General features: G+C 72.8%; 20 protein-coding genes, 1 tRNA gene, 1 pseudogene and 1 riboswitch. Of the genes and pseudogenes, 13 read left to right on the top strand and 9 right to left on the bottom strand.

The genetic code is table 11. The features are described from left to right. Positions 1-66: 66 nt before the first annotated feature. The 3 genes from C2142_RS07325 to C2142_RS07335 form a co-directional block, all read right to left on the bottom strand. On the bottom strand, positions 67-804 hold the full coding sequence (locus C2142_RS07325; protein ID WP_174315619.1) for a CDP-alcohol phosphatidyltransferase family protein: 738 nt from the start codon (positions 802-804) through the stop codon (positions 67-69). A gap of 91 nt (positions 805-895) precedes the next feature. Continuing rightward, positions 896-1,957, bottom strand: a complete 1,062-nt coding sequence (locus tag C2142_RS07330) for an iron-containing alcohol dehydrogenase family protein (protein ID WP_148641626.1) — start codon at positions 1,955-1,957, stop codon at positions 896-898. After that, positions 1,945-2,700, bottom strand: coding sequence for a phosphocholine cytidylyltransferase family protein (locus C2142_RS07335; RefSeq protein ID WP_148641627.1), 756 nt, complete (start codon positions 2,698-2,700; stop codon positions 1,945-1,947). Before C2142_RS07335 ends, C2142_RS07330 begins: the two co-directional genes overlap by 13 nt. Before the next feature lie 444 nt (positions 2,701-3,144). On the opposite strand from C2142_RS07335, the gene idi reads away from it, so the two are divergent. Then, positions 3,145-3,810 carry an isopentenyl-diphosphate Delta-isomerase gene (gene idi / locus C2142_RS07340; RefSeq protein WP_148641628.1) on the top strand — a complete coding sequence of 222 codons (666 nt, stop codon included), beginning with the start codon at positions 3,145-3,147 and terminating at the stop codon, positions 3,808-3,810. 57 nt (positions 3,811-3,867) lie between these two features. On the opposite strand, the gene C2142_RS07345 is transcribed toward idi, so the two are convergent. Further along, positions 3,868-4,353: an ATP-binding protein gene (locus C2142_RS07345; protein ID WP_241003135.1), complete on the bottom strand. Its 486-nt coding sequence runs from the start codon at positions 4,351-4,353 to the stop codon at positions 3,868-3,870. A gap of 337 nt (positions 4,354-4,690) precedes the next feature. Between C2142_RS07345 and C2142_RS07350 the strand changes: the two genes are divergently transcribed. Both C2142_RS07350 and C2142_RS07355 read left to right on the top strand, forming a co-directional pair. After that, positions 4,691-4,778, top strand: a tRNA-Leu gene (locus C2142_RS07350). Positions 4,779-5,230: 452 nt separating this feature from the next. Further along, positions 5,231-6,892, top strand: coding sequence for an APC family permease (locus C2142_RS07355; RefSeq protein ID WP_148641629.1), 1,662 nt, complete (start codon positions 5,231-5,233; stop codon positions 6,890-6,892). A 221-nt stretch (positions 6,893-7,113) separates the two neighbouring features. Here the strand turns inward: C2142_RS07355 and C2142_RS07360 are convergent, their stop codons facing one another. Beyond that, positions 7,114-7,572, bottom strand: a complete 459-nt coding sequence (locus tag C2142_RS07360; RefSeq protein WP_148641630.1) for a hypothetical protein — start codon at positions 7,570-7,572, stop codon at positions 7,114-7,116. Positions 7,573-7,631: 59 nt separating this feature from the next. Here C2142_RS07360 and C2142_RS07365 point away from each other — a divergent pair, with 59 nt between their 5' ends. Next, a complete protein-coding gene (locus C2142_RS07365; RefSeq protein ID WP_148641631.1) occupies positions 7,632-8,084 on the top strand; it encodes a MarR family winged helix-turn-helix transcriptional regulator in 453 nt (150 codons plus the stop codon). A gap of 89 nt (positions 8,085-8,173) precedes the next feature. Here the strand turns inward: C2142_RS07365 and C2142_RS07370 are convergent, their stop codons facing one another. Beyond that, positions 8,174-9,163, bottom strand: a complete 990-nt coding sequence (locus C2142_RS07370) for a class I SAM-dependent methyltransferase (protein ID WP_241002431.1) — start codon at positions 9,161-9,163, stop codon at positions 8,174-8,176. A gap of 513 nt (positions 9,164-9,676) precedes the next feature. Here C2142_RS07370 and C2142_RS07375 point away from each other — a divergent pair. Continuing rightward, on the top strand, positions 9,677-11,125 hold the full coding sequence (locus C2142_RS07375) for an aldehyde dehydrogenase family protein (RefSeq protein WP_148641632.1): 1,449 nt from the start codon (positions 9,677-9,679) through the stop codon (positions 11,123-11,125). Between the two features lie 136 nt (positions 11,126-11,261). Here the strand turns inward: C2142_RS07375 and C2142_RS07380 are convergent, their stop codons facing one another. Next, positions 11,262-12,713 carry a glycine hydroxymethyltransferase gene (locus C2142_RS07380; protein ID WP_148641633.1) on the bottom strand — a complete coding sequence of 484 codons (1,452 nt, stop codon included), beginning with the start codon at positions 12,711-12,713 and terminating at the stop codon, positions 11,262-11,264. 21 nt (positions 12,714-12,734) lie between these two features. Next, a riboswitch (ZMP/ZTP riboswitch) is annotated at positions 12,735-12,832 on the bottom strand. 294 nt (positions 12,833-13,126) lie between these two features. On the opposite strand from C2142_RS07380, the gene C2142_RS07385 reads away from it, so the two are divergent. The 5 genes from C2142_RS07385 to C2142_RS07405 all read left to right on the top strand — a co-directional run bounded on the left by C2142_RS07385 (position 13,127) and on the right by C2142_RS07405 (position 19,543). Next, entirely contained in the window at positions 13,127-14,107 is a 981-nt protein-coding gene (locus tag C2142_RS07385; protein ID WP_148641634.1) for an ABC transporter permease, read from the top strand. A gap of 89 nt (positions 14,108-14,196) precedes the next feature. Further along, positions 14,197-15,945 (top strand): ABC transporter substrate-binding protein, encoded by a 1,749-nt coding sequence (locus C2142_RS07390; RefSeq protein ID WP_148641635.1) that lies wholly within the window; start codon positions 14,197-14,199, stop codon positions 15,943-15,945. Between the two features lie 150 nt (positions 15,946-16,095). Further along, positions 16,096-17,088: an ABC transporter permease gene (locus C2142_RS07395; protein WP_148641636.1), complete on the top strand. Its 993-nt coding sequence runs from the start codon at positions 16,096-16,098 to the stop codon at positions 17,086-17,088. Positions 17,089-17,222: 134 nt separating this feature from the next. Further along, the gene (locus tag C2142_RS07400; RefSeq protein ID WP_148641637.1) at positions 17,223-18,935 is read left to right on the top strand and encodes an ABC transporter ATP-binding protein; all 1,713 of its coding nucleotides are present in this window, start codon (positions 17,223-17,225) and stop codon (positions 18,933-18,935) included. 86 nt (positions 18,936-19,021) lie between these two features. After that, complete coding sequence (locus C2142_RS07405) at positions 19,022-19,543, top strand: hypothetical protein (RefSeq protein WP_148641638.1); 522 nt, start codon at positions 19,022-19,024, stop codon at positions 19,541-19,543. A 58-nt stretch (positions 19,544-19,601) separates the two neighbouring features. Here C2142_RS07405 and C2142_RS07410 read toward each other — a convergent pair whose 3' ends face one another. Then, entirely contained in the window at positions 19,602-20,096 is a 495-nt protein-coding gene (locus tag C2142_RS07410) for a GNAT family protein (RefSeq protein WP_241002432.1), read from the bottom strand. Here C2142_RS07410 and C2142_RS07415 point away from each other — a divergent pair. Together C2142_RS07415 and C2142_RS07420 are read left to right on the top strand one after the other, a co-directional pair. Next, a pseudogene (locus C2142_RS07415) lies at positions 20,043-20,309 on the top strand (cytidine deaminase); the annotation flags it as partial. The gene C2142_RS07410 and the pseudogene C2142_RS07415 overlap by 54 nt on opposite strands. Positions 20,310-20,462: 153 nt before the next feature. After that, positions 20,463-21,005: an EF-hand domain-containing protein gene (locus C2142_RS07420; protein ID WP_241002433.1), complete on the top strand. Its 543-nt coding sequence runs from the start codon at positions 20,463-20,465 to the stop codon at positions 21,003-21,005. A 29-nt stretch (positions 21,006-21,034) separates the two neighbouring features. Here the strand turns inward: C2142_RS07420 and C2142_RS07425 are convergent, their stop codons facing one another. Continuing rightward, complete coding sequence (locus C2142_RS07425; protein WP_148641641.1) at positions 21,035-21,781, bottom strand: MFS transporter; 747 nt, start codon at positions 21,779-21,781, stop codon at positions 21,035-21,037. A gap of 192 nt (positions 21,782-21,973) precedes the next feature. Here C2142_RS07425 and C2142_RS07430 point away from each other — a divergent pair, with 192 nt between their 5' ends. Further along, a complete protein-coding gene (locus tag C2142_RS07430) occupies positions 21,974-23,524 on the top strand; it encodes a carboxylesterase family protein (protein WP_148641642.1) in 1,551 nt (516 codons plus the stop codon). Positions 23,525-23,667 lie beyond the last annotated feature (143 nt).

Consider the following 23,667-nt stretch of genomic DNA (forward strand, 5'->3'; position numbering starts at 1 on the left):
TGATGATGACCGCGCCCAGCCGGAAGGTGTCGGGGGCGCCCGCCCGGGTGGGCTCCGTCACGGCGCTCACCGGAGCCTGCTGGACAGGACGATGCTCAGCAGGTGCAGCACGGTCTGCAGCATGGCGATCGCGGCCAGGACGACCACCGCGATCCGGGTGAAGAAGAGGCCGCCGTGCACCGCGTCCGCGACGCCCGCGGCGAGGATGAACAGCGAGGCCTCGACCGCGCCGACCAGCCGGTGGAACTTGAGCAGGGACGCCGCCCGGCGGGCCTTGGCCACGCCGGCCGAGCGCGGCACCGAGGCGCTGTCCTCGACCGCCGTCATCCCGCTGCGGGCACGGGCCACGTCGACCAGGTCGGTCTCGGACTTGATCAGGATGGCGCCGAGCGCGGCCAGCGTGCCGAGGAAGGCCCACTCCCAGTGGGAGCCGCCGCCCTCGCGGTGCAGCAGGTCGGTGGCGCGCAGGCCGAGACCGGTCAGCAGCGCCGCCTCGGACATGTAGTGGCCGACCCGGTCCAGGTAGACGCCGGTGAGCGAGGTCTGCCGGCGCCAGCGCGCCACCTCGCCGTCGACGCAGTCCAGCAGCAGGTAGACCTGGATGAGCAGGGCGCCGAGGACCGCACCGGCCAGACCGGGGACGACCAGCGCAGCACCGGCCAGAATGCCGGTGAACATCATCAGGTAGGTCAGGCCGTTGGGCGTGATCGCCGTGACGGTGGAGAGCACGCGGGTGATCCGCAGCGAGATCTTCCGCATGTAGAGGCGGCCGGCCCAGTGCTCGGCGCTGCGGCGCTGGAGCATGCCCTCCGGGTGGATCACCGCGCGCAGCTCCTCGATGGAGGGGCGGCGGGTCAGGTCCACCGGGGCCGGGGAGGAGCCCTTCGTGGAAGGCTCAGCTGTTGACGGCTTGGACATAGTCGGCGTACGCGTCCCTGATTGCGGAAGGGGAGAGGTCGAGGTGTTCAAGGATGGTGAAGCGGCCCGGACGGGTGTTCGGAGCGTAGTGCACCGCCTCGGTGAACTCCGCTTCGGTGAAACCGATCTGAGCTGCGGTCACCGGCAGTCCGTGGCGCGCCAGGCGCTCCACGATCAGGCCGGTCAGCTCCTGTTCGCCCCGCAGGAAGCTGGCGAAGGCCGCCCCGAGGCCGACCTGTTCGCCGTGCTGGGCGGACCGCTTCGGATACAGCACGTCCAGGGCATGCGAGATCTCGTGGCAGGCACCCGAGGAGGGCCGGGTGCTGCCCGCGATGTTCATCGCGATGCCGGACAGTACCAGGGCTTCCGCGAGCGCCGTGAGGAGGTCCTGATCCTGAAGGTTTCCTGGGTGGCGCAGCAGGTTCTCGCCCGCCGAGCGGGCCATCGCCACGGCCAGTCCGTCCACCGGCTCGCCGGTCTCGGCGTGCGACAGCTCCCAGTCGGCGCAGGCCGAGATGTTGGAGACGACGTCGCCGATGCCGGCCGCCACGAAGCGCGGCGGGGCCTGCCGGATCACGTCCAGGTCGACCACGATGCCGATCGGGCCGGGCACGCCGTAGGAGCCCCGGCCGGCGTCGTTGTCGAGGGTCGAGACGGGCGAGCAGATGCCGTCGTGGGCGAGGTTGGTGGCGACCGCGACCAACGGCAGGCCGACCCGGGCGGCGGCGTACTTGGCGGCGTCGATGATCTTGCCGCCGCCGAGGCCGACGATCGCGTCGTAGTGCCCGCCGCGCATCGCCTCGGCCAGCCTGACCGCGCTGTCCAGACTGCCGTCGTCCACGTTGTACCAGTCGGCGCCGGGCAGGGCCGGCTCCAGCCGCTCCCGCAGCACCGCGCCCGAGCCGTTGCTGATCGCCACCGCGATCCGGCCCGAGGCGGACAGCCGCTGGTCGGCGAGGATGCCGCCGAGCGAGTCCAGTGCCCCGGAGCGGATCTCGACGAAGACCGGCGACGGCACCAGCCGGGTCAGTACTGGCACGCGATCTCCCGCGCCTTCGCCAGGTCCTCGTGGTTGTCGACCTCGACCCAGGAGACCTCACCGATCGGCTGCACGTCGATCCGCAGGCCGCGGTCGACCATCTCCTGGTAGCCGTCCTCGTAGTACAGCTGCGGGTCGCGCTCGTAGGTGGCGCGCAGCGCGTCGGTGAGGTCGGCGGCGGCGGCCGGGTTGATCACGGTGACGCCGATGTACTCGCCGGTCGCCTCGGCCGGGTCCATCAGCTTGGTGATGCGGCGCATGCCGGCGGCCGGGTCGACGACGACCTTCATCTCCTCGTCGGCGAGCTTCTTCACCGTGTCGAGGGCGAGCAGGATGCCGGGCTCACGACCCTCGGCGGCCAGCCGGGCGTTGCCCTCCAGCATGGTGCGCTGGACGGAGGCCGGGTGCACGGTGTCGCCGTTGGCGAGCAGCAGGCCCTCCGTGAAGAGCTCGCGGGCGCACCAGAGGGAGTAGGCGTTGTTCCACTCCTCGGCCTTGTCGTTCTCGACCAGGGTGAGCTTGACGCCGTACTTCTGCTCCAGTGCCGCCTTGCGGTCGTACACCGCCTCCTTGCGGTAGCCGACGACGACCGCCGCCTCGCGCAGGCCGACCTCGGCGAAGTTGCCGAGGGTGAGGTCCAGGACGGTCCGCTCCCCGTCGACCGGCACCAGCGCCTTCGGCAGGGTGTCGGTGTACGGGCGCAGCCGGCGGCCGGCGCCGGCTGCCAGAACGAGGCCGATCATGCGGGGGTCTCCTGATCCGTCGTGCTGTGCTGATCCGGGACTGTGCCGGTCCGCGGGGCTGTGCGCTGCCGCCAGCCGTCCGGGTGGCACGCCGATGCCGGTGAGGATGCGGGCACCGTGTCGTATGTGATGGTAGGCGACCGCGGCGACCGGCCCGAACGCGGCCGGGGGCTGCGTCCGGGCCCGCGACGACCGCGGGCGCGGCGCTCGTGGAGAAGCGGTGCCGCCGAGGTGTCGGTTCTCCGTCCGTACACCGCCGATTCGAACACCCGACGAACGAATCCCGAACGGATCTGCTATTCCGGCGCCCATTCCGACGCCAGGAATGGGCCGGGAACGGTCATGATCCGCCCGGTTGTGCGTGGGACCCCTGCGGACCGCCACCCGTACGGCAGACTGGGGCCCGACGCCACCGGTGCTCCCATTGCCCCCGAAAGAGGCCTCATGCCCCAGAGTCTGCCGACCAACCCGACGCACTTCACCTCCGAGATCGACACCGGTCTCGACGTGGAGACCGACGTGACGGCCGACGCGACGTCCACCCCCGGGGCCGCGGCCGGGGCGTCCGCGGGGACCGGGATCCTGCTGGAGCTCGTCGACGACGAGGGCGTCACGATCGGCACCGCCGAGAAGCTCTGGGCCCACCAGCAGCCGGGCCGGCTGCACCGGGCGTTCTCCGTGTTCCTCTTCGACCGGCAGGGCCGGCTGCTGCTGCAGCGCCGCGCCCTGGGCAAGTACCACTCCCCCGGCGTCTGGTCGAACACCTGCTGCGGCCACCCGTACCCCGACGAGGCCCCGTTCGTCGCCGCCGCCCGGCGCACCGCGGAGGAGCTGGGCGTCGCACCGGCACTGCTGTGCGAGGCCGGCACCGTCCGGTACGACCTGCCGGACGAGGCCTCCGGCCTGATCGAGCGGGAGTGGAACCACCTGTTCGTCGGCCTGGTCACCGCACCGGCCGAGCCGGACCCGGAGGAGGTGGACGACGTCGCCTTCGTCACCGCGCAGGAGCTGCGGGAGCTCCAGGCGGAGCGGCCGTTCTCGGTCTGGTTCCAGACGGTCTTCGAGGCGGCGCTGCCCGGTATCCGCGAGATCGCCGGCCGGGACTGGTAGCCCGGCCGGGACCGGTAGCCGGTCGGGACCGGTAGCCAGCCGGGTGTCCGCCCGGCGCTACTGCGCGTCCTTCCGGGGGATGGGCAGCGAGGCCCAGATGACCTTGCCGCCCTCCCCCGTCCGCTCCACGTCACAGACTCCGCCGGCCTGCAGCGTCACGCTCTTCACCAGCAGCAGCCCGCGCCCGCCGGTCCGCCCGGTGTCCGTCTCCAGCGCCTTCGGCCGGTACGGGTCACCGTCCTCGACCGACACCCGCACCCAGCCGCCGCGGACCGTCAGTTCGGTGGTCACCTCCGGCGAGAGCTCGGCGGCGTGCGTCACGGCGTTGCTCACCAGCTCGGAGACGATCAGCAGGACGTCGTCCACCAGCTCCTGGTAGCGCACCCCGGCCATGCCCTGGGCCAGCAGCCGGTCCCGCACCGCGTGCCTGGTCCGGGGCACCGAGGCCTCCGCCGCCGGCACCGCGAACCGCCACACCCCCTCGGCCGGCCCGGCCGCCACCCGTCTCGGTCCGGCCTCCGCCGCCCCGCTGATCTGCTCCAGCTCCACGTCCAGCCGCCCTTCGTCCGCGACCCCGGGAATCAGGCGTTCCGCTCATGGCGCCCTCGGTCCACAGAGGCTAGGAGAGCCGCCCCCGGGACCGCGGCAGCGTCGACAACTTGGCCGTGTCGGATCACTCCCGGCCGATTCCGACCGCTGACCGGTCGCAACTCGATCGCTTCTCGCCCCCTGAAGCACCGCTTCGCTCACCCTCGCGATCCATCCCTGCCACCCCGGCGATCCCCACCGGGGAAACGCAGGTGAGAAGCACTCCAGAACCCTGGTAATGTTCTCTCTGTCGCCGAGGGGGCGAGAGAAAAACCCCCGAAGCACACACCCTGTCCGGGTGGCGGAATGGCAGACGCGCTAGCTTGAGGTGCTAGTGCCCTTTATCGGGCGTGGGGGTTCAAGTCCCCCCTCGGACACCAGCGATTCCCCGCGGGAACTCGAAAGAGCTCCCGCGGGGAATTTCTTTTTTCCCCCGATGGCGTCGGCGACGCGCGCCCGGGAGTTCTCCGCGTACGCCCGGGGAGTTCCGGGGGAGTTCTGGGGAAGTTCTGCGCGCACACCCAGGGGGACTCTCCGCGCCTGCCCGGGGATCTCCGCGCTCGCCCGTGGAAGGCATACGCCCCCCTCGGCGCTCCGCATGGCCGCTGACCTGCGGACATGCGGATTCGATAATCGGACACGAGATGGCAACGATCGAACGATCTGAGCTTTAACTGAGGCTTTGGTCCGATTTCGCACCATAGTCTGCTGTGCGTTTGTCCGGGCCCTATGCCAGGGTCCCGGACCCGGACAAGAGGTCCGGACCCGGACGAGAGGTCCGGAGCCGGACGAGAAGCCCGACGAGACCCCGACGAGACAGAGGACCGATACGTTGAGCGCGCCTGAGCCGACGACGGCATCCCATCAGCACTACCGCCGCTCGCTCGGCACCATCAGCCTGACGGCTGTCGGGCTGGGCTCGATCATCGGGTCGGGGTGGCTGTTCGGCGCGGAGCGGGCGGCCAGGCTCGCCGGCCCGGCGTCCATCGTCGCCTGGGTGATCGGCGCGGCCGTGGCGCTCACCATCGCACTGACCTACAGCGAGCTGGGCTCGATGTTCCCCAAGGCCGGCGGGATGGTGCGGTACGGGCAGTACTCGCACGGCTCGCTGGCGGGCTACCTCGCCGCCTGGGCCAACTGGATCGCGATCGTCTCGGTGATCCCGGGCGAGGCGACCGCCTCGGTGCAGTACATGAGCTCCTGGCACTTCGGCTGGGCGAAGGGCCTGTACGACGGACAGGAGCTGACCCTCAGCGGGGTCGCACTGGCCAGCGTGCTGCTGGTCGGGTACTTCGCGCTGAACTGGTTCGCGATCACGCTGTTCGCCAAGACCAACACCGCGATCACCGTCTTCAAGCTCGTCGTCCCGACGCTGACCGCAGGCGCCCTGCTGCTGGCGCACTTCGACACCGCCCACTTCACCGACCACGGCGGCTTCGCCCCGAACGGCTGGAGCGCGGTGTTCACCGCCGTCGCCGTCTCCGGCATCGTCTGGGCGTTCAACGGGTTCCAGTCCCCGCTCAACCTGGCCGGCGAGGCGCGCAACCCCGGCAAGTCGCTGCCCAAGGCGGTCATCAGCTCGATCCTGATCGCCCTGGTGATCTACGTCGCGCTGCAGATCGCCTTCCTCGGCGCCGTCCCGACCGCCGACCTGTCGGGCGGCTGGAGCGGCCTCGGCTACACCTCCCCGCTGGCCGACCTGTCGATCGCCTGGGGAATGAACTGGCTGGCCCTGCTGCTCTACGCGGACGCCTTCGTCTCCCCCAGCGGCACCGGCATGATCTACGCCGCCACGACCTCGCGCATGATCCACGGCGTGCAGGAGAACGGCCACCTGCCCAAGCTCTTCGGCCGGGTGGACCCCAAGACCGGCATCCCGCGCCCCGCGCTGCTGCTCAACCTGCTGATCGCCTTCCTCTTCCTCGCCGTCTTCCGCGGCTGGGGCTCGCTCGCCGAGATCGTCTCGGTCGCCACCGTGATCTCGTACATCACCGGCCCCGTCGCCGTGATGGCGCTGCGCCGCCTGGCTCCCGAGCTGCCGCGCCCCGTCCGGCTGCGCGCGATGCCGGTGATCGCCCCCGTCGCCATGGTCTTCGGCTCCCTGGTGCTCTACTGGGCCCGCTGGCCGCTGACCGGCAAGGTCATCCTGCTGATGGCCGCCGGCCTGCCGATCTGGGCCTGGTACGAGCTGCGCAAGCCGTGGGCCGAGCTCAAGCCGCACCTGCGGGCCGGCGCCTGGATGATCGCCTACCTCTTCGTGATGGCCGCCGTGTCCTGGGCCGGGTCCACCGACTTCGGCGGCCAGGGCTACCTGCCGGAGGGCTGGGACCTGCTGGTCGTCGCCGCGATCGGCCTGGCCTTCTACCACTGGGGCGTCGCCAGCGCCTGGGCCAACCCGTCCCTCGCCGCCGTCAAGCACGAGCTGGCCGCCGACGCCACGGCCGACGAGACGACCACCGTCCCCCAGCAGGGCGGCGAGCCCTCGCGGGTCTGAGGCTGCCGACATCCACTGTGCACAGTGCCGGCCGGGTTCACCCGGCCGGCACCGCTCTTGGCAGGCGCGGCGACGCGGGCCTGAGAACACCCGCACCACACTTTGCAAAGTGCCGGTCGAGACCACTCGGCCGGCACTTTGTCGCACCGGCGCGTTCTCCCACCGGTTGCAAGCAGGGTGGGGTCGGCCAGGCCATTCGGGTCGCCGAGGCCGCCCGGTGCTCAGGCCGGGCCGGCCTGAGGTGTGGCTGTCAGGGTGCGGCCCGGGCGGGCGAGGCGGGCGGCGAGGCCGAGGTGCAGCAGGGCGAGCAGGGTTCCGCCCGCGGCCATGCCGGGGTTGTGGGCGGAGACGCCGATGGCCGCGTCGGCCGCCTGGACCACGCCCGAGACCAGGAGCAGCGGGCCGAGGCCGCGGCCCGTCCGGCTGATCAGCAACTGGTGCAGCACGGCGGCGCCGAGCGGGAGGGCGCGGGCCGCGTACGCCTGGGCGTAGAGCTCGGCGAGCGGGCCCGCCGGAGCGGCGGAGCCGGGCAGGGCCAGCTCCGGGGAGACCAGGCCGATGACACTGGAGGCCATGGAGAGCGTGGCGCCGGCCGCATTGGCGATCACCAGGGCGCGCATGCCCCGGCCGGTGGCCGAGACGGAGGAGGGGGCGAAGGAGGGGACGGAGCGACGCAACATCGAATCGGACCTCGAATCATTCGATCCTTGAATGGTTTCCGCATGCTAGCGTTCCATGCGTGAACGATGTCAACCCCTCTCCACTGACGGCCTCCGTCGTCTTCCGGCTCGGCACGCTCGGCAGCGTCGTCACGGCGCGGTTCACCGAGGCGCTGGCCGTGCTCGGGCTCAAGCCCAAGCACGTCGGCCTGATGGTTGCGCTGGAGTCCGGCGCACCGCCGTCCCAACTGGAGCTGGCACGGACCATGGCGGTCGCGCCCAGCCTGGTGGTCTCACTGGCCGACCACCTGGAGCAGATCGGCGCACTCGACCGCGTCCGGGACCCGGCGGACCGGCGGCGGCAGGTGCTCGCGCTCACGGACGCCGGGCGGGCCCTGCTCGCCGACTGCACGGCGCTCGCGCACCGGCTGGACGCGGAGCTCACCGCCTCGCTGGACGGGCCCGAGCGGGAGGCGCTGCGGCGCGCGCTCGGAGTGCTCGGCGCGGAGGCGGGCCTGCCGACGCAGGACTGAGCTCGGCGCCCGGGACGTGCCGGAACGCCGAAAGCCGCGCAGCCCGGGAGGCTGCGCGGCTTTCGGCGCCGATACGTGCGGGGTGGGTGTCAGCCCCGGCGGGCGCGGCGGATGGCGGAGGTGACCACGGGCGGGAGGAGGTCCCCCGCGACGCGCTTGGCCACGTTGGTCGGGCGGCGGCGCTCGGCGGCGCGGGCCCGGCGGACGGCGAGGTCGTCGGCGGCCTCCTCCTGGACGCGCAGCGCCTCGCGGCGGGCCTCCTCGACCTCGCGACGGCCGGCTTCGGCGGCGAGCCGGTCGTAGTGCCGCGAAGGACGGAACGGCGCGATGCCCTCGGAGCCGCCGCCGAGCCGCAGCACCTGCTGCCCGTTCAGGCTCTCCGTGGAGAGGTGACAGCCCTCGGCCAGGCCCACCCGGTCCAGCAAATCGCGCTGGGCGGGCTCGGGGTCGCCCCAGGTGCCGTAGAACTTGCACTCGGTGAGCACGATCGGCTTGAGGCCGTGGTTGAACACCGCCTCCCAGGTGGCGGCGGCGACACCGGGGGTGTGGGCGGAGCGGTAGTCGTCCATCACCACGACGCCCTGCGGCTCAAGCGCCACCCGGGCCACCTGGAGGTCGCCCACCACGTGCTCGTACAGGTGCGAGGCGTCTATGTGGATGAAGCGGAAGGCGCCCGCCGGGACCCGGCCGCCGGCCAGCGTGGAGGTGGGCGCCTGGATGATCTCCGGCAGCGACTTGTGGAAGGAGAGGTAGTTGGACTCGAACGCGGACCGGGTCAGCGTCTTGCGGTAGGACATGTCCATCTCGGCGGCGTTCTCGTCGTCGGGAGCGTCCGAGTCGAACAGGTCGCAGACCGTGAACGTCTCGGCGGGCTGCAGGTGGCCGCCGATCACGATCGCGCTGCGCCCCAGGTAGGCACCCATCTCCATCAGGTCCCCGGTGATCCCCGCCTTCTCCTGGCGGGCGAGGAACCACTCGAAGAGGTGGCGGTCGTGGTCCCAGAACCAGCCGGGGACGTCATCGAGCACAGCAGGCTCGGCGGGCCGGTGCTGCTCGGCGCTCAACGCGGCGTCGCTCACGAGGTTGCTCCTTACACGCTACGGACGACCATGGGGAACGTTCCCCGGGCACGGAAACGCTGGGGGGAGGCGGAGGCCTCCCTCCCATCATCCGGAGCAGCCGTCGGCCCGGCACGGCGAGAACCCGCTCGGTCTCGTTGCCAACGGTGGTCCCGCGCGCCCGATTGCGCTGCAATCTACCTCCCGCCGGGCGGAGTTGAGGAGGCTTTGCGCCGAAAAATTCGCGGCGCCCGTGCGGGCCGCAAGCGGAGGCGCGGCGCCCGGAGCGGCGCGGCGACGACCGGCCTGTGCGGCGGTCAGGGCCGGGGGCCGCACGGGAATCCGGCGCGGCCCGCCCGGCGACGAGCGCCACCGGGGGCGCCCGGGCACCCGGTTCGACGGCGGGGCGCCCCGCCCGGTTCCGACCCTTGCGCCGGGCGGTCCCGGCGGCCTTGACTGGCCTTCTGACGAGCATTGCTCAACCCGGTCAATGGGCCGATCGGACGATCGGCCGTTCGGACGAGAGGACCAACGGTGCAGCAGGACGCGACGTACGACGTCCCGTACGCGGAGCACGGTGACCAGTACATCGACGGCGCTTGGCGGCCCGCCCTGGACAGCGGGTCGATCCCGGTGCTGAACCCGGCCACCGAGCAGGTGCTCGCCACCGTCCCGGCCGGCGGCGCGGCCGACGTCGACGCGGCCGTGGCCGCCGCCCGGAGGGCCGCCCGGGCCTGGGCCGCCACCACCCGCGAGGAGCGGCTGGCGCTGCTCACCCGGCTCCGGGACGGCCTGGCCGGGGCCCAGGAGGAGATCGCCGCCACGGTGGTCGCCGAACTCGGCGCGCCGGTCGGCTTCGCCACCGCCGTGCACGCGGGCCTGCCGCTGGCGGTCGCCGGCTCCTACCTGCCGCTGCTCGCCGACCACCCGTTCGAGGAGCGGATCGGGAACTCGGTGGTGCTCGCCGAGCCGGCCGGGGTGGTCGCGGCGATCACGCCGTGGAACTACCCGCTGCACCAGATCGTGGCCAAGGTGGTGCCGGCACTGGCCGCCGGCTGCCCGGTCGTCCTCAAGCCGGCCGAGGACACCCCGCTGGTGGCCCGGCTGTTCGCCCGGCTGGTCCACGAGGCGGGCTTCCCGGCCGGGGTGTTCAACCTGGTGACCGGCGCCGGCCCGGTGGCGGGCGCGGCACTGGCCGCCCACCCGGGGGTGGACGTGATCTCGTTCACCGGCTCCACCGCCGTCGGGCAGACGGTCGCGGAGACGGCCGGGCGCGGGATCAAGCGGGTGGCGCTGGAGCTGGGCGGCAAGTCCGCCAACGTGGTGCTGCCCGGTGCCGACCTGGCCCGGGCCGTCGCCGTCAACGTGGCCAACGTCTTCGCCAACTCCGGCCAGACGTGCAGCGCCTGGACCAGGCTGCTGGTGCACGAGGACCAGTACGAGGAGGCGGTGGCACTCGCCGCGAAGGCCGCCGCCAAGTACCTCCCGGGTGATCCGACGGACCCGCAGACCCGGGTCGGGCCGCTGGTCAACGCGCGCCAACGGGAGCGGGTCCGCGGCTACGTCACCGGCGCGCTCGCCGAGGGCGCCCGCCTGGTCGTCGGCGGTGCGGAGGCCCCGGACGGCCTCGACACCGGCTTCTACGTGCTGCCGACCGTGCTCGCCGACGTCACCGCCGACATGACGGTGGCCCAGGAGGAGGTCTTCGGGCCGGTGCTGGCCGTCCTCGCCTACCGCGACGAGGACCACGCCGCCGAACTCGCCAACGCCACCCCGTACGGGCTGGCCGGCGGCGTCTGGGCGGCCGACACCGCCACCGCCGCCGCGTTCGCCCGCCGGCTCGACGCCGGCCAGGTCGACCTCAACGGCGGCCGCTTCAACCCGCTGGCGCCGTTCGGCGGTTACAAGAACTCCGGCCTCGGCCGCGAGCTGGGCCGGCACGGCCTGGAGGAGTTCCTGCAGTACAAGTCGCTGCAGTATTGAGCCCGTTGGGGACACCCGGCCGGCCGGGCCCCACCGGGAAGCCCGACCGTACGGGCGAGGGCCCGGGCGCACGGCCGAGGAAGCCCGACCGTACGGGCGAGGGGGCCCGGGTCGGCCGGGCCCCCTCGGGTGAGCGTCAGGCCAGGTCCACGCCCGGGTAGAGCGGGAAGCCGGCGAGGAGGTCGGCGGCGCGCTTGGCGACGCCCTCGCTCAGGGCGGCGTCCAGGGTGTACTGGGCCTTGGAGGGGGCGCCGCCGGAGGTGGTGACGGGCGTGGTGCCGCGCAGCACGGTGTCGATGAGGGCGGCGACCTCGTCCATCTCGGCGGTGCCGAGGCCACGAGTGGTGAGCGCGGGGGTGCCGAGGCGGACGCCGGAGGTGTACCAGGCCCCGTTCGGGTCCTGCGGCACGGAGTTGCGGTTGGTGACGATGCCGGAGTCCAGCAGCGCGGCCTCGGCCTGGCGGCCGGTCAGGCCGTAGCCGGAGACGTCGGCGAGGACGAGGTGGTTGTCGGTGCCGCCGGTGACCAGCGTGCCGCCGCGCCGCAGCAGGCCCTCGGCCAGCGCCTGCGCGTTGTCGACGACCTGGCGGGCGTACGCCTGGAACTCGGGGCGCCGGGCCTCGGCGAAGGCGACCGCCTTGGCGGCCATCACGTGGGAGAGCGGGCCGCCGAGCACCAGCGGGCAGCCGCGGTCGACGTGCTCGGCCAGCTCGGAGGTGCAGAGCACCATGCCGCCGCGGGGGCCGCGCAGGGACTTGTGGGTGGTGGTGGTGACGATGTCGGCGTGCGGCACCGGGTCGAAGTCGCCGGTCAGCACCTTGCCCGCGACCAGGCCGGCGAAGTGCGCCATGTCGACCATCAGGGTCGCGCCGACCTCGTCCGCGATCTCGCGCATCTTGCGGAAGTTGACCAGCCGCGGGTAGGCCGAGTAGCCGGCCACCAGGATCAGCGGGCGGAACTCGCGGGCGGTCTCGCGCAGCGCGTCGTAGTCGATCAGGCCGGTGGCCGGGTCGGTGCCGTAGCTGCGCTGCTCGAACATCTTGCCGGAGATGTTGGGCCGGAAGCCGTGGGTGAGGTGGCCGCCGGCGTCCAGGGACATGCCGAGCATCCGCTGGTTGCCGAGGTCGTGGCGCAGCTCGGCCCAGTCCTGCTCGGTGAGGTCGTTGACGTTGCGGACACCGGCGCGCTGGAGCGCCGGGCTCTCGACCCGCTGGGAGAGGACGGCCCAGAAGGCGGTCAGGTTGGCGTCGATGCCGGAGTGCGGCTGGACGTAGGCGTGGTCGGCGCCGAAGAGGGCGCGCGCGTGCTCGGCGGCGATGGTCTCGACGGTGTCGACGTTGCGGCAGCCGGCGTAGAAGCGGCGGCCGGCGGTGCCCTCGGCGTACTTGTCGCTGAGCCAGTTGCCCATGGTGAGCAGGACGGCCGGGGAGGCGTAGTTCTCGCTGGCGATCAGCTTGAGCGAGGCGCGCTGGTCCTCGATCTCCTGGCCGATGGCGGCGGCGATCCGCGGCTCGACCTCGCGGACGGAGTCCAGGGCGCTGCGGAAGGCGGTGTTGGCGGTTGCGCTGGCAGTCGTGTGCGGGGCCAAGGCGGTCTCCTCGTGACGAGTTCGGACGGCCCAGGCGCTCGGCAACTTTGACGTGAGGATCCACGGAGCCGCTTCCCGATGGTTGATTCCATCCGTGCGCGCCAGTCGCGGCTCACCGGGATCGTACCAACACCGGACGGGGTGTGGCGGAGATCTCAGAATGCGGGACAAACCCTGACTTTGCCCCACTATGTCCGTTCTTCTGCAACGACAGCATTGCGGCGGAATGAAGCCGTCACATTTCCCGAAACACTGCGCATGAGTTCGGGCCGGAATGATTTGCGGAAGTCCGGCGATGTCCGGTCTGATGGCGCTCGGCCGTCCACCGGGAAACCCCCGGAGGACGGTCCGGAAATGCACACCAGCGCACCCTCACCCACAGGGCGGCGGAGAATTCGGGGAGTACGCCTCTCATGGCAGTGGTCGAGACAGCCGCAGAGCCGGCCGGGGCAACGCGCCCGGCCGCACCCGCCCCGCAGGGCCTCCTGCGCCGGATCCGCCGCGACCGGGTCGGAACCGCCGCCCTCGCCGTCGTCCTGCTCTTCCTCCTGCTCGCGCTCGCCGCGCCGCTGATCGCCGCCCTGTACGGCAGGAACCCGGTCGAGCACTACGGCCAGAACACGCCCGGCCTGCTCGGCGACGGCGGACTACCGATCGCCCCGAACGGCGGGATCTCCGGCGACTTCTGGTTCGGCCTGGAGCCCGGGCTCGGCCGGGACGTCCTCACCCAGCTGCTCTACGGCATCCGCACCTCGCTGCTGATCGCCTTCGCCGCCGCAACCGTCACCACCACCCTCGGGGTGCTGGCCGGCGTCGCGGTGGGCTACCTCGGCGGGATCACCGACCGGCTCTTCGGCTTCCTCTCCAACGTCCTGCTGGCCTTTCCGACGCTGCTCCTGCTGCTCGCGCTCAGCCCGGTCATCCAGTCCCGGCTGGTCGGCCCGGGCCGTGCGGAACCCGAGTGGATGCAGTTCCTGGTGCTGATCCTGGTGTTCTCCGCATTCGGCTGGATTCCGCTCGCGCTTTCCCTGCGCGCCTCCGTCCGGTCACTTCGGGAAAGGGATTTCGTGCAGTCCGCACGGGCCCTCGGCGCGAGCGGTTTCCATATCGTTTTCCGCGAACTCCTGCCGAATGTCCGGGCGCAGCTGCTGGTGCACGCCACGATGGCGGTGCCGACGTTCGTCGCCACCGAGGCGGTGCTCTCGTTCCTCGGGGTCGGCATCAACGAGCCCGTCCCGGACTGGGGCCGGATGATCGCCCGCGGCTCCGAGGTCTTCCAGGCCGACCCGACGTACATGTTCTTCCCGGGTGTGGCACTGCTGCTGTTCGTGCTCGCCTTCAACCTGCTCGGCGACGCCGTCCGGGACGCGTTGGACCCGCGCGCCACCCGCTGACCCTTCGCCGTCCCGTCCTCCCCCTCCCCTTCCTTTCCCCCGCCCTTTCACCCAACCGCCCCGTGTCCCGGGGCAAGGAGAGATTCGCCATGCGCTGGATCAAACCGTCCCTCGCCGTCGTCGCCACCGCGCTGCTGGCGACCTCCTGCTCGGCCGGCGCGGGCTCCACCTCCGGCCCGGGCGCCGCCACCAAGGACACCTCGCCGCTGACCGCCGCGCTCGGCACCGAGAAGGAGAGCGCCGGCCCGGCCCCCGCCGTCCCCGGCGCCCGCCCGGGCGGCACGGTGAACGTCTACAACACCACCGACTTCCGCCACCTCGACCCGCAGAAGGTCTACGCGGGCGCCGCGTACAACACCTCGCTGCTCTGGGGCCGCCAGCTGACCCAGTACCAGGTGGTGGACGGCAAGGCCAGGCTGGTCGGCGATCTCGCCACCGACACCGGCACCTCCACCGACGGCGGCCGCACCTGGACGTACCGGCTCAAGGAGGGCGTGAGCTGGGAGGACGGCCAGCCGATCACCTCCCAGCAGGTCAAGTACGGCATCGAGCGCAGCTTCGGCAAGGGCTACGAGGTCGGCCCGCCGTACTGGCCGCAGTGGCTCACCGGCGAGGCCAGCTACGACGACGCCCGGAAGAAGTACGGCGGCCCGCAGGACGGCGACCTCGCCGCGATCGGGACGCCGGACGAGCGCACCATCGTCTTCCACTTCCCGCAGCCGCAGGCCGACGTGCCGTACATGGCCGCGCAGTCCTCCTCCTCGCCTGTGCGCCAGGACAAGGACACCGGGACGGAGTACGACCGGCTGCCGTTCGCCAGCGGCCCGTACCGGATCGCCGAGCACGTCCAGAACACCCGGCTGGTGCTGGAGCGCAACCCGCACTGGAAGGCGGCGACCGACCCGATCCGCAGCCAGTACCCGGAGAGGTTCGTCTTCACCTTCGGCAAGGAGGCGCTCAACATCAACCAGGAGATCCTCTCCGGCCGCGACGGCGGCGCCGACGCCACCACGGTGTCCACGCAGCTCTCCCCCGAGCTCTACCAGACCGTGGACACCGACCCGAAGGCCAAGGAGCTGGTGGTCTCCGGCCGGCAGGGTGCCTTCGTCACCCAGCTGATGATCAACAACGAGCGGGTGCCGGACGTCGAGGTCCGCAAGGCGCTCCACCTCGCCTACCCCCGCCAGCAGGCCCGCCAGGTCCAGGGCGGTACCCGGGTCGGTGAGCTCGCGACCACGCTCAGCTCGCCCGCGCTGGTCGACTGGCAGAAGTACGACCTGTACCCCGCGAAGCCGGAGGGGGATCCGGAGGCGGCCAGGGCCGCCCTCGCCAAGGCCAAGCAGCCGCCCGCCCCGCTCACCTACGCGTACGCCAACACGCCGGTCGGGCAGCGCGTGGCCCAGGTGCTGGTCGAGGGCTTCGGCAAGGCCGGCATCACCATCGTGCCCAAGCCGATCGACCCCAAGGCGCTGCTGGACGAGGCACACCGCGCCGACTCCCCGTACGACCTGTTCGAGGAGACCTCCTCGGTCGACTGGCCGACCCCGTCCACGCTGATCCCGTTCTCCTTCGACGGCCGTGCCAACAGCGACCTCAACGCCGCCCGCTACCGCAACGGCGAGGTGGACAAGGAGATCGACCGGATCAACCAGATCGGCGAGCCGCGCGCCAAGGCCAAGGAGCTGTACGGGCTGGAGCAGACCGTCATGAAGGACGTGCCGGTGCTGCCCTTCGCCTACCCGAACATGAACCAGCTGCGGGGCGCCAACGTCGGCGGCGCGTTCGTCCACCCGATCTACGGGTCGGTGAGCCTCTCCTGGCTGTACCTGAAGTCCTGAACCTGAAGTTCTGACCCCGACTTCCTGACCCCGGGGTCCTGATCCCCGAGGCCCCGACCCCGGGGCCCGACGCCCCGAAGTCCCTTGGCGGCCCCTCCTGTTGCCCGCAGGCGGGGCCGCCACCCCGACGCACCCTGATTCGGACCGGCCATGCTCTCCTTCGCCCTGCGGCGGACCCTCCAGGCCCTCGCCGTCCTGGTCGCAGTCTCCGCCGCCGCCTTCGCCCTCTTCTACGCCGCCCCCGCCGACCCGGCCCGTGCCGCCTGCAGCCCGCGCTGCGACTCCGGCCAGGTCGCGTCGGTCCGCCAGAGCATGGGCCTGGACCAGCCGCTGCTCACCCAGTACACCGACTACCTCGCCGGAGTGGTCGCCGGGCGCGACGTCAACGACGTGGACGGCTCGGTGATCCACTGCGATGCGCCCTGCCTCGGCTACTCCTACCGGCTGCACCAGCCCGTCACCGAGGCGCTGGTCGACCACCTGCCGGTCACCTTCTCGCTGACCGCCGGCGCACTCGCCGTGCTGGTGCTGCTCGGCCTCGGCACCGGCTTCGCCTCCGCGCTGCGCCACGGGACCCGGACGGACCGGCTGCTCTCCGGCTTCACCCTGGTCGGCGCCAGTGTGCAGATCTACTTCCTCGGCTACGTCGCCCAGTGGGCGCTGGTCTACACCACAGGACTGCTGCCGCTGCCCTCCTACACCCCGCCGGCCAAGGACCCGGCCGCCTGGGCGGGCGGGATGCTGCTGCCCTGGCTCGTCCTCGGATTCGTCAACTCGGCGGTCTTCGCGCGCCTTTCGCGGTCCCAGCTGCTGGAGACGATGAACGAGGAGTACGTCCGGACCGCACGCGGCAAGGGCCTCGGCCGGCTGCGCGCCCACCTCAAATACACCTCCCGCGGCGCCGCCGGACCGCTGGTGCAGCTGCTCGGCCTGGAGGCCGGCGCGCTGCTCGGCGGCGCGGTGATCACCGAGACCGTGTTCGGGCTGAACGGCGTCGGGCGGTTCGCCGCCGACGCCGTCGAGGGGCAGGACCTGCCGGCGGTGGTCGGCGCGGTGCTGCTGGCCGCCTGCTTCGTGGTGCTCTTCGTGGCACTGGCCGACCTGGTGGTGGCCTGGCTCGACCCGCGCATCCGCCTCGGCTGACCCGCCCCCCGGCCCCGTCGGCCCACCACAGCCCCCTGACGGCCGTCCTGCCCAGCCGTCCTGCCCTGCCGTCCTGCCGCCCCCGCCGCCCGCACCGGCCGCACCGGCCGCACCAGCCCCGACTGGAGCTCACCATGACACCCGTGCTCAGCGTCCGCGACCTGTCCGTCACCTTCGCCGACCCGCGCGGCGGCGCACCCGTGCACGCCGTCCGCGGCCTCTCCTTCGACCTGGCCCGTGGTGAGGTCCTCGGCCTGGTGGGCGAGTCCGGCTCCGGCAAGTCCGCGACCGGACTCGCCGTCCTCGGCCTGCACGACCCGCGCACCACCACCGTCACCGGCTCGATCCGGCTGGCGGCGCCAGGGCCGGGGCCCTCGGAAGCCGGGCGGGGGCCGTCGGAATCCGGGCGGGGGCCGGGCGGGCAGGAGCTCGTCGGCGCGGACGAGTCCGTGCTGCGCGAGGTGCGCGGCGGCCGGGTCGCCCTGGTCTTCCAGGACGCGCTCACCTCGCTCAGCCCGTTCCACGGCGTGGGCGCGCAGCTGGCCGAGATGTACCGGCTGCACCACCCCGGCGCCGGCCGCGGCGAGGCCCGGCGGCGGGCCGCCGCGATGCTGGACCGGGTCGGCATCCCGGCCGCCCGGGTCCGCGACTACCCGCACCAGTTCTCCGGGGGCATGCGCCAGCGGGTGATGATCGCGATGGCCCTGATGAACGAAGCCGACGTCCTCATCGCCGACGAGCCCACCACCGCGCTCGACGCCCGCGTCCAGCGGCAGGTGCTCGACCTGCTGGGCGAGTTGCAGCGCGAACACGGCACGGCGGTCCTGCTGGTCAGCCACGACCTGGGCGTGGTCGCCGGGACGACCGACCGGACGCTGGTGCTGCGCGACGGGAGGCGGGTGGAGTCCGCACCCACGACCTCGCTCCTGGCCGCGCCGCAACACCCGTACACCCGGGCCCTGGTGGGCGCCGCCCTCACCCGGGAGAGCGTCCCGGGAACGCCGCTGCCGACGATTGACGACCCGTCACCCTCCTTCGCCTTCCGGGACCGGACGGCTCCGCCGGCGGACCGGTGGCTGGTCGAGGCCGAGGACCTCGCCGTCCGCTTCCCCGGCCGGCGGCGGTTCCCCGGGCGGCCCGGCGAACCCGTCCGGGCGGTGGAGGGCGTCACCCTGCGGATCGCCCCCGGCGAGACCCTGGGCCTGGTCGGGGAGTCCGGCTCCGGCAAGTCCACCACCTCCCGCGTGCTGGCCGGCCTCCAGCCCGCCACCGCCGGCCGGATCCGGTACGGCGGCGTCGACATCACCACCCCCGACCGGGCCCTGCGGCGGCGGCTCAGCCGCGAGGTCCAGCTCGTCTTCCAGGACCCGTACGCCTCGCTCAACCCCCGCCGCACCGTCGCCCAGACGCTCGACACGCCGCTGCGCCTGCACACCGCGCTCTCCGCCGAAGGGCGACGCGAGCGGTCCGCCGAGCTGCTGGAGCAGGTCGGCCTGTCCGCCGGCCACCTCGACCGCTACCCGCACGAGTTCTCCGGCGGCCAGCGCCAGCGGATCGGCATCGCCCGCGCGCTCGCCCCGTCACCCCGGCTGATCATCGCGGACGAGCCGGTCTCCGCACTGGACGTCTCGGTACAGGCCCAGGTGCTCAATCTGCTGATGGAGCTGCGCGAACGGCTCGGCGTCGCCTTCCTCTTCGTCTCGCACGACCTCGCGGTGGTCCGGCACTTCTGCGACCGGGTCGCCGTGATGCACCGCGGGCGCCTGGTGGAGTCCACCGACCGCGACCGGCTGTTCGCCGCCCCGCACACCGACTACACCCGGGAGCTGCTGGCCGCCGCGCACTGAGGGTGTGTCGCCGCCTCCCTCCGGGCCGCTGCGCATACGATCGGCTACCGACAGTGAGCGCCTCAGTCCCAGAGAAGGGGTTCCCGATGACCCTCGTCCGCCAAGCCGCCACCCTGATCCAGCTGTTGGGCCGCCTCCACCCCGAGGCCCTGGACGGCATCCGCCCGCACCTGCCCGTCCTCGGCCCCACCCGCCACGTCCACCTGGCCACCAGCGGCCAGGCCGCCCCGCTCAACCCGCAACCGCTCCCGCCCGGGGCGCCCGAACTGCGGCTCGCCGTCTCCGGCACCGTCAACGCGGTGGCCAACACGGCCATCACCGCCCGCCTCTCCGGCGGCGACGTGCGCGCCATCCTCGGCGAGGTCGGCGACGACTGGTGCGGGACGGGACACCAGGTCAAGATCCCCTGGCCCAAGCACTGGCCACTCCCCTGGCCCCCCGGCGAGCCCTACCCGATCGACCCCGACTACGCCACGCCCGCCGTCCAGGCCCAGGCCGCCCTCGGGTTCGAGGCCTACGCCGGCAGCATCGCCGACAAGGAACTCGGTGCGGCCTTCAGCGAGTTGGCCGAGCGACTCGCCGACGCGGCGATCCGGAACGCGGGCTGACCCGGAGCGCCGACGAGGACACCTGGTCCCGGCCCGCCACCTGAGTGGCGGGCCGGACTCATCCTGCGGCGCCGGAGGGAACGGGCGTCGTGAGGTGGCGGCGTGGACCCGACAGGGCCCGGATCACCCCACGGCCCTCCTCCGGCTTCCAGTCCACCGGGTCGGTGGCGAGCAGCGCGTACACGTCCATGTCGCGCCGCTCGCCGCCGACCGTCTGCCACTGACGCAGCCGGCCCTCACGGCGGAAACCCGCCTGCTCGGCGGTGCGGACCGAACCGGTGTTCCACGGCTCGATGTACAGCTCCGGCCGGGCCAGCCGCAGCTCCTCGAACGCCCAGCGGGACACCGCCCGCAGGCCGTTCCCGGCCACCCCGCGACCACGCGCCGACCCGGCCGTCCAGTAGCCGAGCGAGGCCCTGCCGTCCTCCTTCGGCCAGAGACCGAGGAAGCCGACGGACCGCTGCTCCGCCGCGTCCACGATCACGAACGGGTAGCCGGTGCCGCGGCCCGCAACGCCGACGGGCGGATCGTCACCGCGCTCAACGCGTTTCACTTCACCGGCGGGCCCTGTGCCGAACTCGTGCTCATCGGTGCCGCCGCCGGGCAGGGCGCCTACGACCTCACCGCCATCGTCGCCGTGGCCGACCGGGGCCGCGGGGAGACCGGCACAGCCGGGGAAACAGGGGGCGCCGTTCGCAGCCTCCCCGTCCTCGACCTGCTCCCCGAGGCCTACGTGTGGGCGGTCCACCGGCCGGGGGAGACGTAGCAGGTCACCCCGCCCGTACCCTGAGCCCGCACCCGGTTCGGCCGGGCGCCGGCAAACCCGTGTTCCGCCACGCCACGGCCGGTGGACGCGCTACCGTGCCGATGACGAGGGAGATCACCGACCTATGGGGGCACGTTGTCCGACGAACTGCTGATGGCAAAGATCAACCACGGGTTCGACCACCTCGACGCCGACGGCGACGGACTGCTGACCGAGCGGGACCACGTACTGATGGGGCACTCGGTGGCCCGCTCGCTCGGACACGCCGAGGGCTCGGAGGCCGAGGCCTGGATCGTCCGCGCCTACCTCACGATCTGGCACGACCTGCACCTGGCCCACCTGCCGATCGGCACGGAGGCGATCACCCGCGAGCAGTTCACCGCATCCACCGCGTCGCTCGCCGACGACCCGGAGGCCGCCCGGGCCAGCCTCGGGGCGCTGGCCGAGGCCTTCCTGGCCGTGGCCGACACCAGCAGGAGCGGCACGGTGGACGCGGGCGAGTTCTTCGTCTTCCAGCGCGGCCACTTCGCCGGCCTCTCCCGCGACGACGCCGACGAGGCCTTCCGCCGGCTCGACCTGGACGGCGACGGCAGGCTGTCGGCCGCCGAGTTCACCAACGCGATCATCGAGTACTGGACCAGCCGCGAACCGGAGGCTCCCGGCAACTGGTGGACGGGCCGGGCCTCGTTCGTGTAGCCGCCGGGCGTGCGGGGCCCGCCCCGTCCTCAGTCGGCCGCCGCGGCCGGGAAGTCGCGCAGGGTCCGGACGTCGCGGGTCAGCAGCAACGGCACGCAGGAGAACAGGCTGACCCGCCGCCACCAGCCAGAGCCCGGGCGCAGACCGATCGTCGAGCCGAGGAGCCCCCTGGCCGCCGCGCCGATCGGGAGCGTGCCCCAGATGACGAAGCGGACCGAGGCGTTCATCCGGGCCTGCATGGCCGTCGGGGTGACGGCCTGGCGAAGGCCGACCTGGGCGATGTTGTAGACCGTGATGCCGCAGGCGGTGATCCCGGCGGCCCCGGCCAGGGCGGGGACGGCACGATCCGGGGTCGCCGTGGCGAGCAACAGCACGCCCAGCCCCGGCAGGCACTTGGCCGCGACCAGCAGCCGCCCGAGACCGAACAGCCGGATCAGGCGGCCGGTGAGCAGGGCGCCGATCAGGGCGCCGATCAGGGCGCCGATCAGGGCGCAGACGTTGCCGACGGTCAGCGCGAGGCCGAGCCGGCCCGGGGAGAGCCCCAGGTCACGCAGGGCGAAGGCGGGCAGCAGGGCGCTCAGCGCGCCGCCCGGGCCGGCCAGGTTGCCGATCGCGGTGGCGAGGGCGAGCACCGGGAACACGAAGAAGCTGATCTGGGTGCCGAACTGGCTGACCGTGTGCGCGGACCAGAGCGCGGGCGAGAGAGGGGCGCAGGAGATGCGCAGGGCGTACGGGACGTGCGGGGCGGGAGGGACAGGAACGACAGGAGGCGACACGAGACGACAGACGAAGGAAGGTGACGCTCCGCACGTACACAACATCAGCCAGTTACGGTCGGCCGGGATTGGCCCCGCCCGGCCCGGGTAATCCGGGTACGCTCCGGTCGCACGTGGCGGCCGGGCACACCGCCGGGAGGGCCGGTCCGGCGCTGTGCCGACCGTACCGACCGGCCCCCTTGAGGAGCCCCCATGCCGACCCTGGTCGAAACCGGCTACGGACCGGTGTCCGGGACCACCGAGAACGGGATCACCCGCTTCCTCGGCATCCCCTACGCCGCCGCCCCCGGCAGCGAGGCCAACCGGTTCGGGCCGCCGGCCCCGCCGGAACCCTGGGACGAGGTACGGGAGGCCACCGCGTACGGGCCGACCCCGCCCAAGCCCCCGATCAAGGGGCAGCTGGGCGAGCTGATGCCCGATCCGGTGATCGAGGGCGACGGCTGGCTGAGCGTCAACGTCTGGACCCCCGAGACCGAGGGCCGGGATCCGCTGCCGGTCATGGTCTGGATCCACGGGGGCGGCTTCACGACCGGCTCGTCCGCGGTGACCGCCTACGACGGCGCCACCTTCGCCCGCGACGGCGTCGTCTGCGTCACGCTCAACTACCGCCTCGGGGTGGAGGGCTTCGCCTACATCGAGGGCGCTCCGGCCCCGGCCAACCGCGGGTTGCTCGACCAGCTGTTCGCGCTGGAGTGGGTACGCGACAACATCGCGAACTTCGGCGGCGATCCGGACAACGTCACACTGTTCGGCGAGTCCGCCGGCGCGATGAGCGTGCTCGCCCTGATGTCGGCCGGTGTGGACCTCTTCCACAAGGCGATCGTCCAGAGCGGCACCGCCCACCTCGGCCAGACCGTTGCCGACGCCTCGCTGGTCGTCAAGGCCGTTGCCGACCGGCTCGGTGTCACCCCCGACTTCGCGGGCCTGTCCACCGTGGCGCCCGGCGACCTCATCGAGGCCCAGAGCCAGGTCGGCGACGACGTCGCCGCCGGCGCCGACGCGGCCAAGTACGGCGAGAGCACCGTCGCCGCCTGCGGCATGGCCTTCATGCCGGTGATCGACGGCGGGCTGCTGTCCGCCACGCCGTTCGAGGCCATCGCCCGCGGTGCCGGGGGGAACATCCCGCTGCTGATCGGCACCACCACCGAGGAGTTCCGGCTCTTCGTGATCCCGACCCCGATGGTCTACTGGCCGGATGCCGAGGCCTTCCGCGCCCGCGCCGAGGTCTACGGCGTCCCGGCCGGCTTCTACGACCAGTACGCGAAGGGCGGTACGGACGTCTACCCGCGCCGCACACCCTCCGGGATCGCCTGCGCCGTCCTGACCGACCGGCTGGTCCGCATCCCGACCTACCGGATCGCCGAGGCCCGCGAGAGCGGGGGCGGCGCGGCGCCCACGTACGTCTTCGAGTTCGGCTGGCGCTCCCCGACGGAGCCGAACACCCTCCGGGTCAGCCTCGGCGCGTGCCACAGCCTGGAGATCCCCTTCGTCTGGGACACCCTCGCCAACCCCGAGAGCCGGAAGTTCACCGGCCCCAACCCGCCGCAGGAGCTCGCCGCCGAACTCCACTCCCGCTGGATCGAGTTCGCCAGGACGGGCCGGCTCGCCGGCTGGGCCGCGTACGACACCGGCGACCGCCCGGTGATGACCTTCCACCGGGACAACGCGCCCCGGAACGAGGTCGTCAACGACCCCCGTGGCGCCGAGCGCAAGCTGTGGGAGGGCGTACTCGACCCCGCCTGACACCGACGCGCCTGCGACACCGCGCGCGGCCCGTCCGGGGTGGCGGGCCGCGCGGGAGGCGACGGAGCAGTCGGGGCGCCGACGCTGCTGCGGCCGGTCCCTCCCGTCGCGGCCGGCGCCGGACCGGGGTGCCCGCTGCACGG

Source organism: Streptomyces sp. CB01881 (genome assembly GCF_002953255.1).
Classification (GTDB): Bacteria; Actinomycetota; Actinomycetes; order Streptomycetales; family Streptomycetaceae; genus Kitasatospora.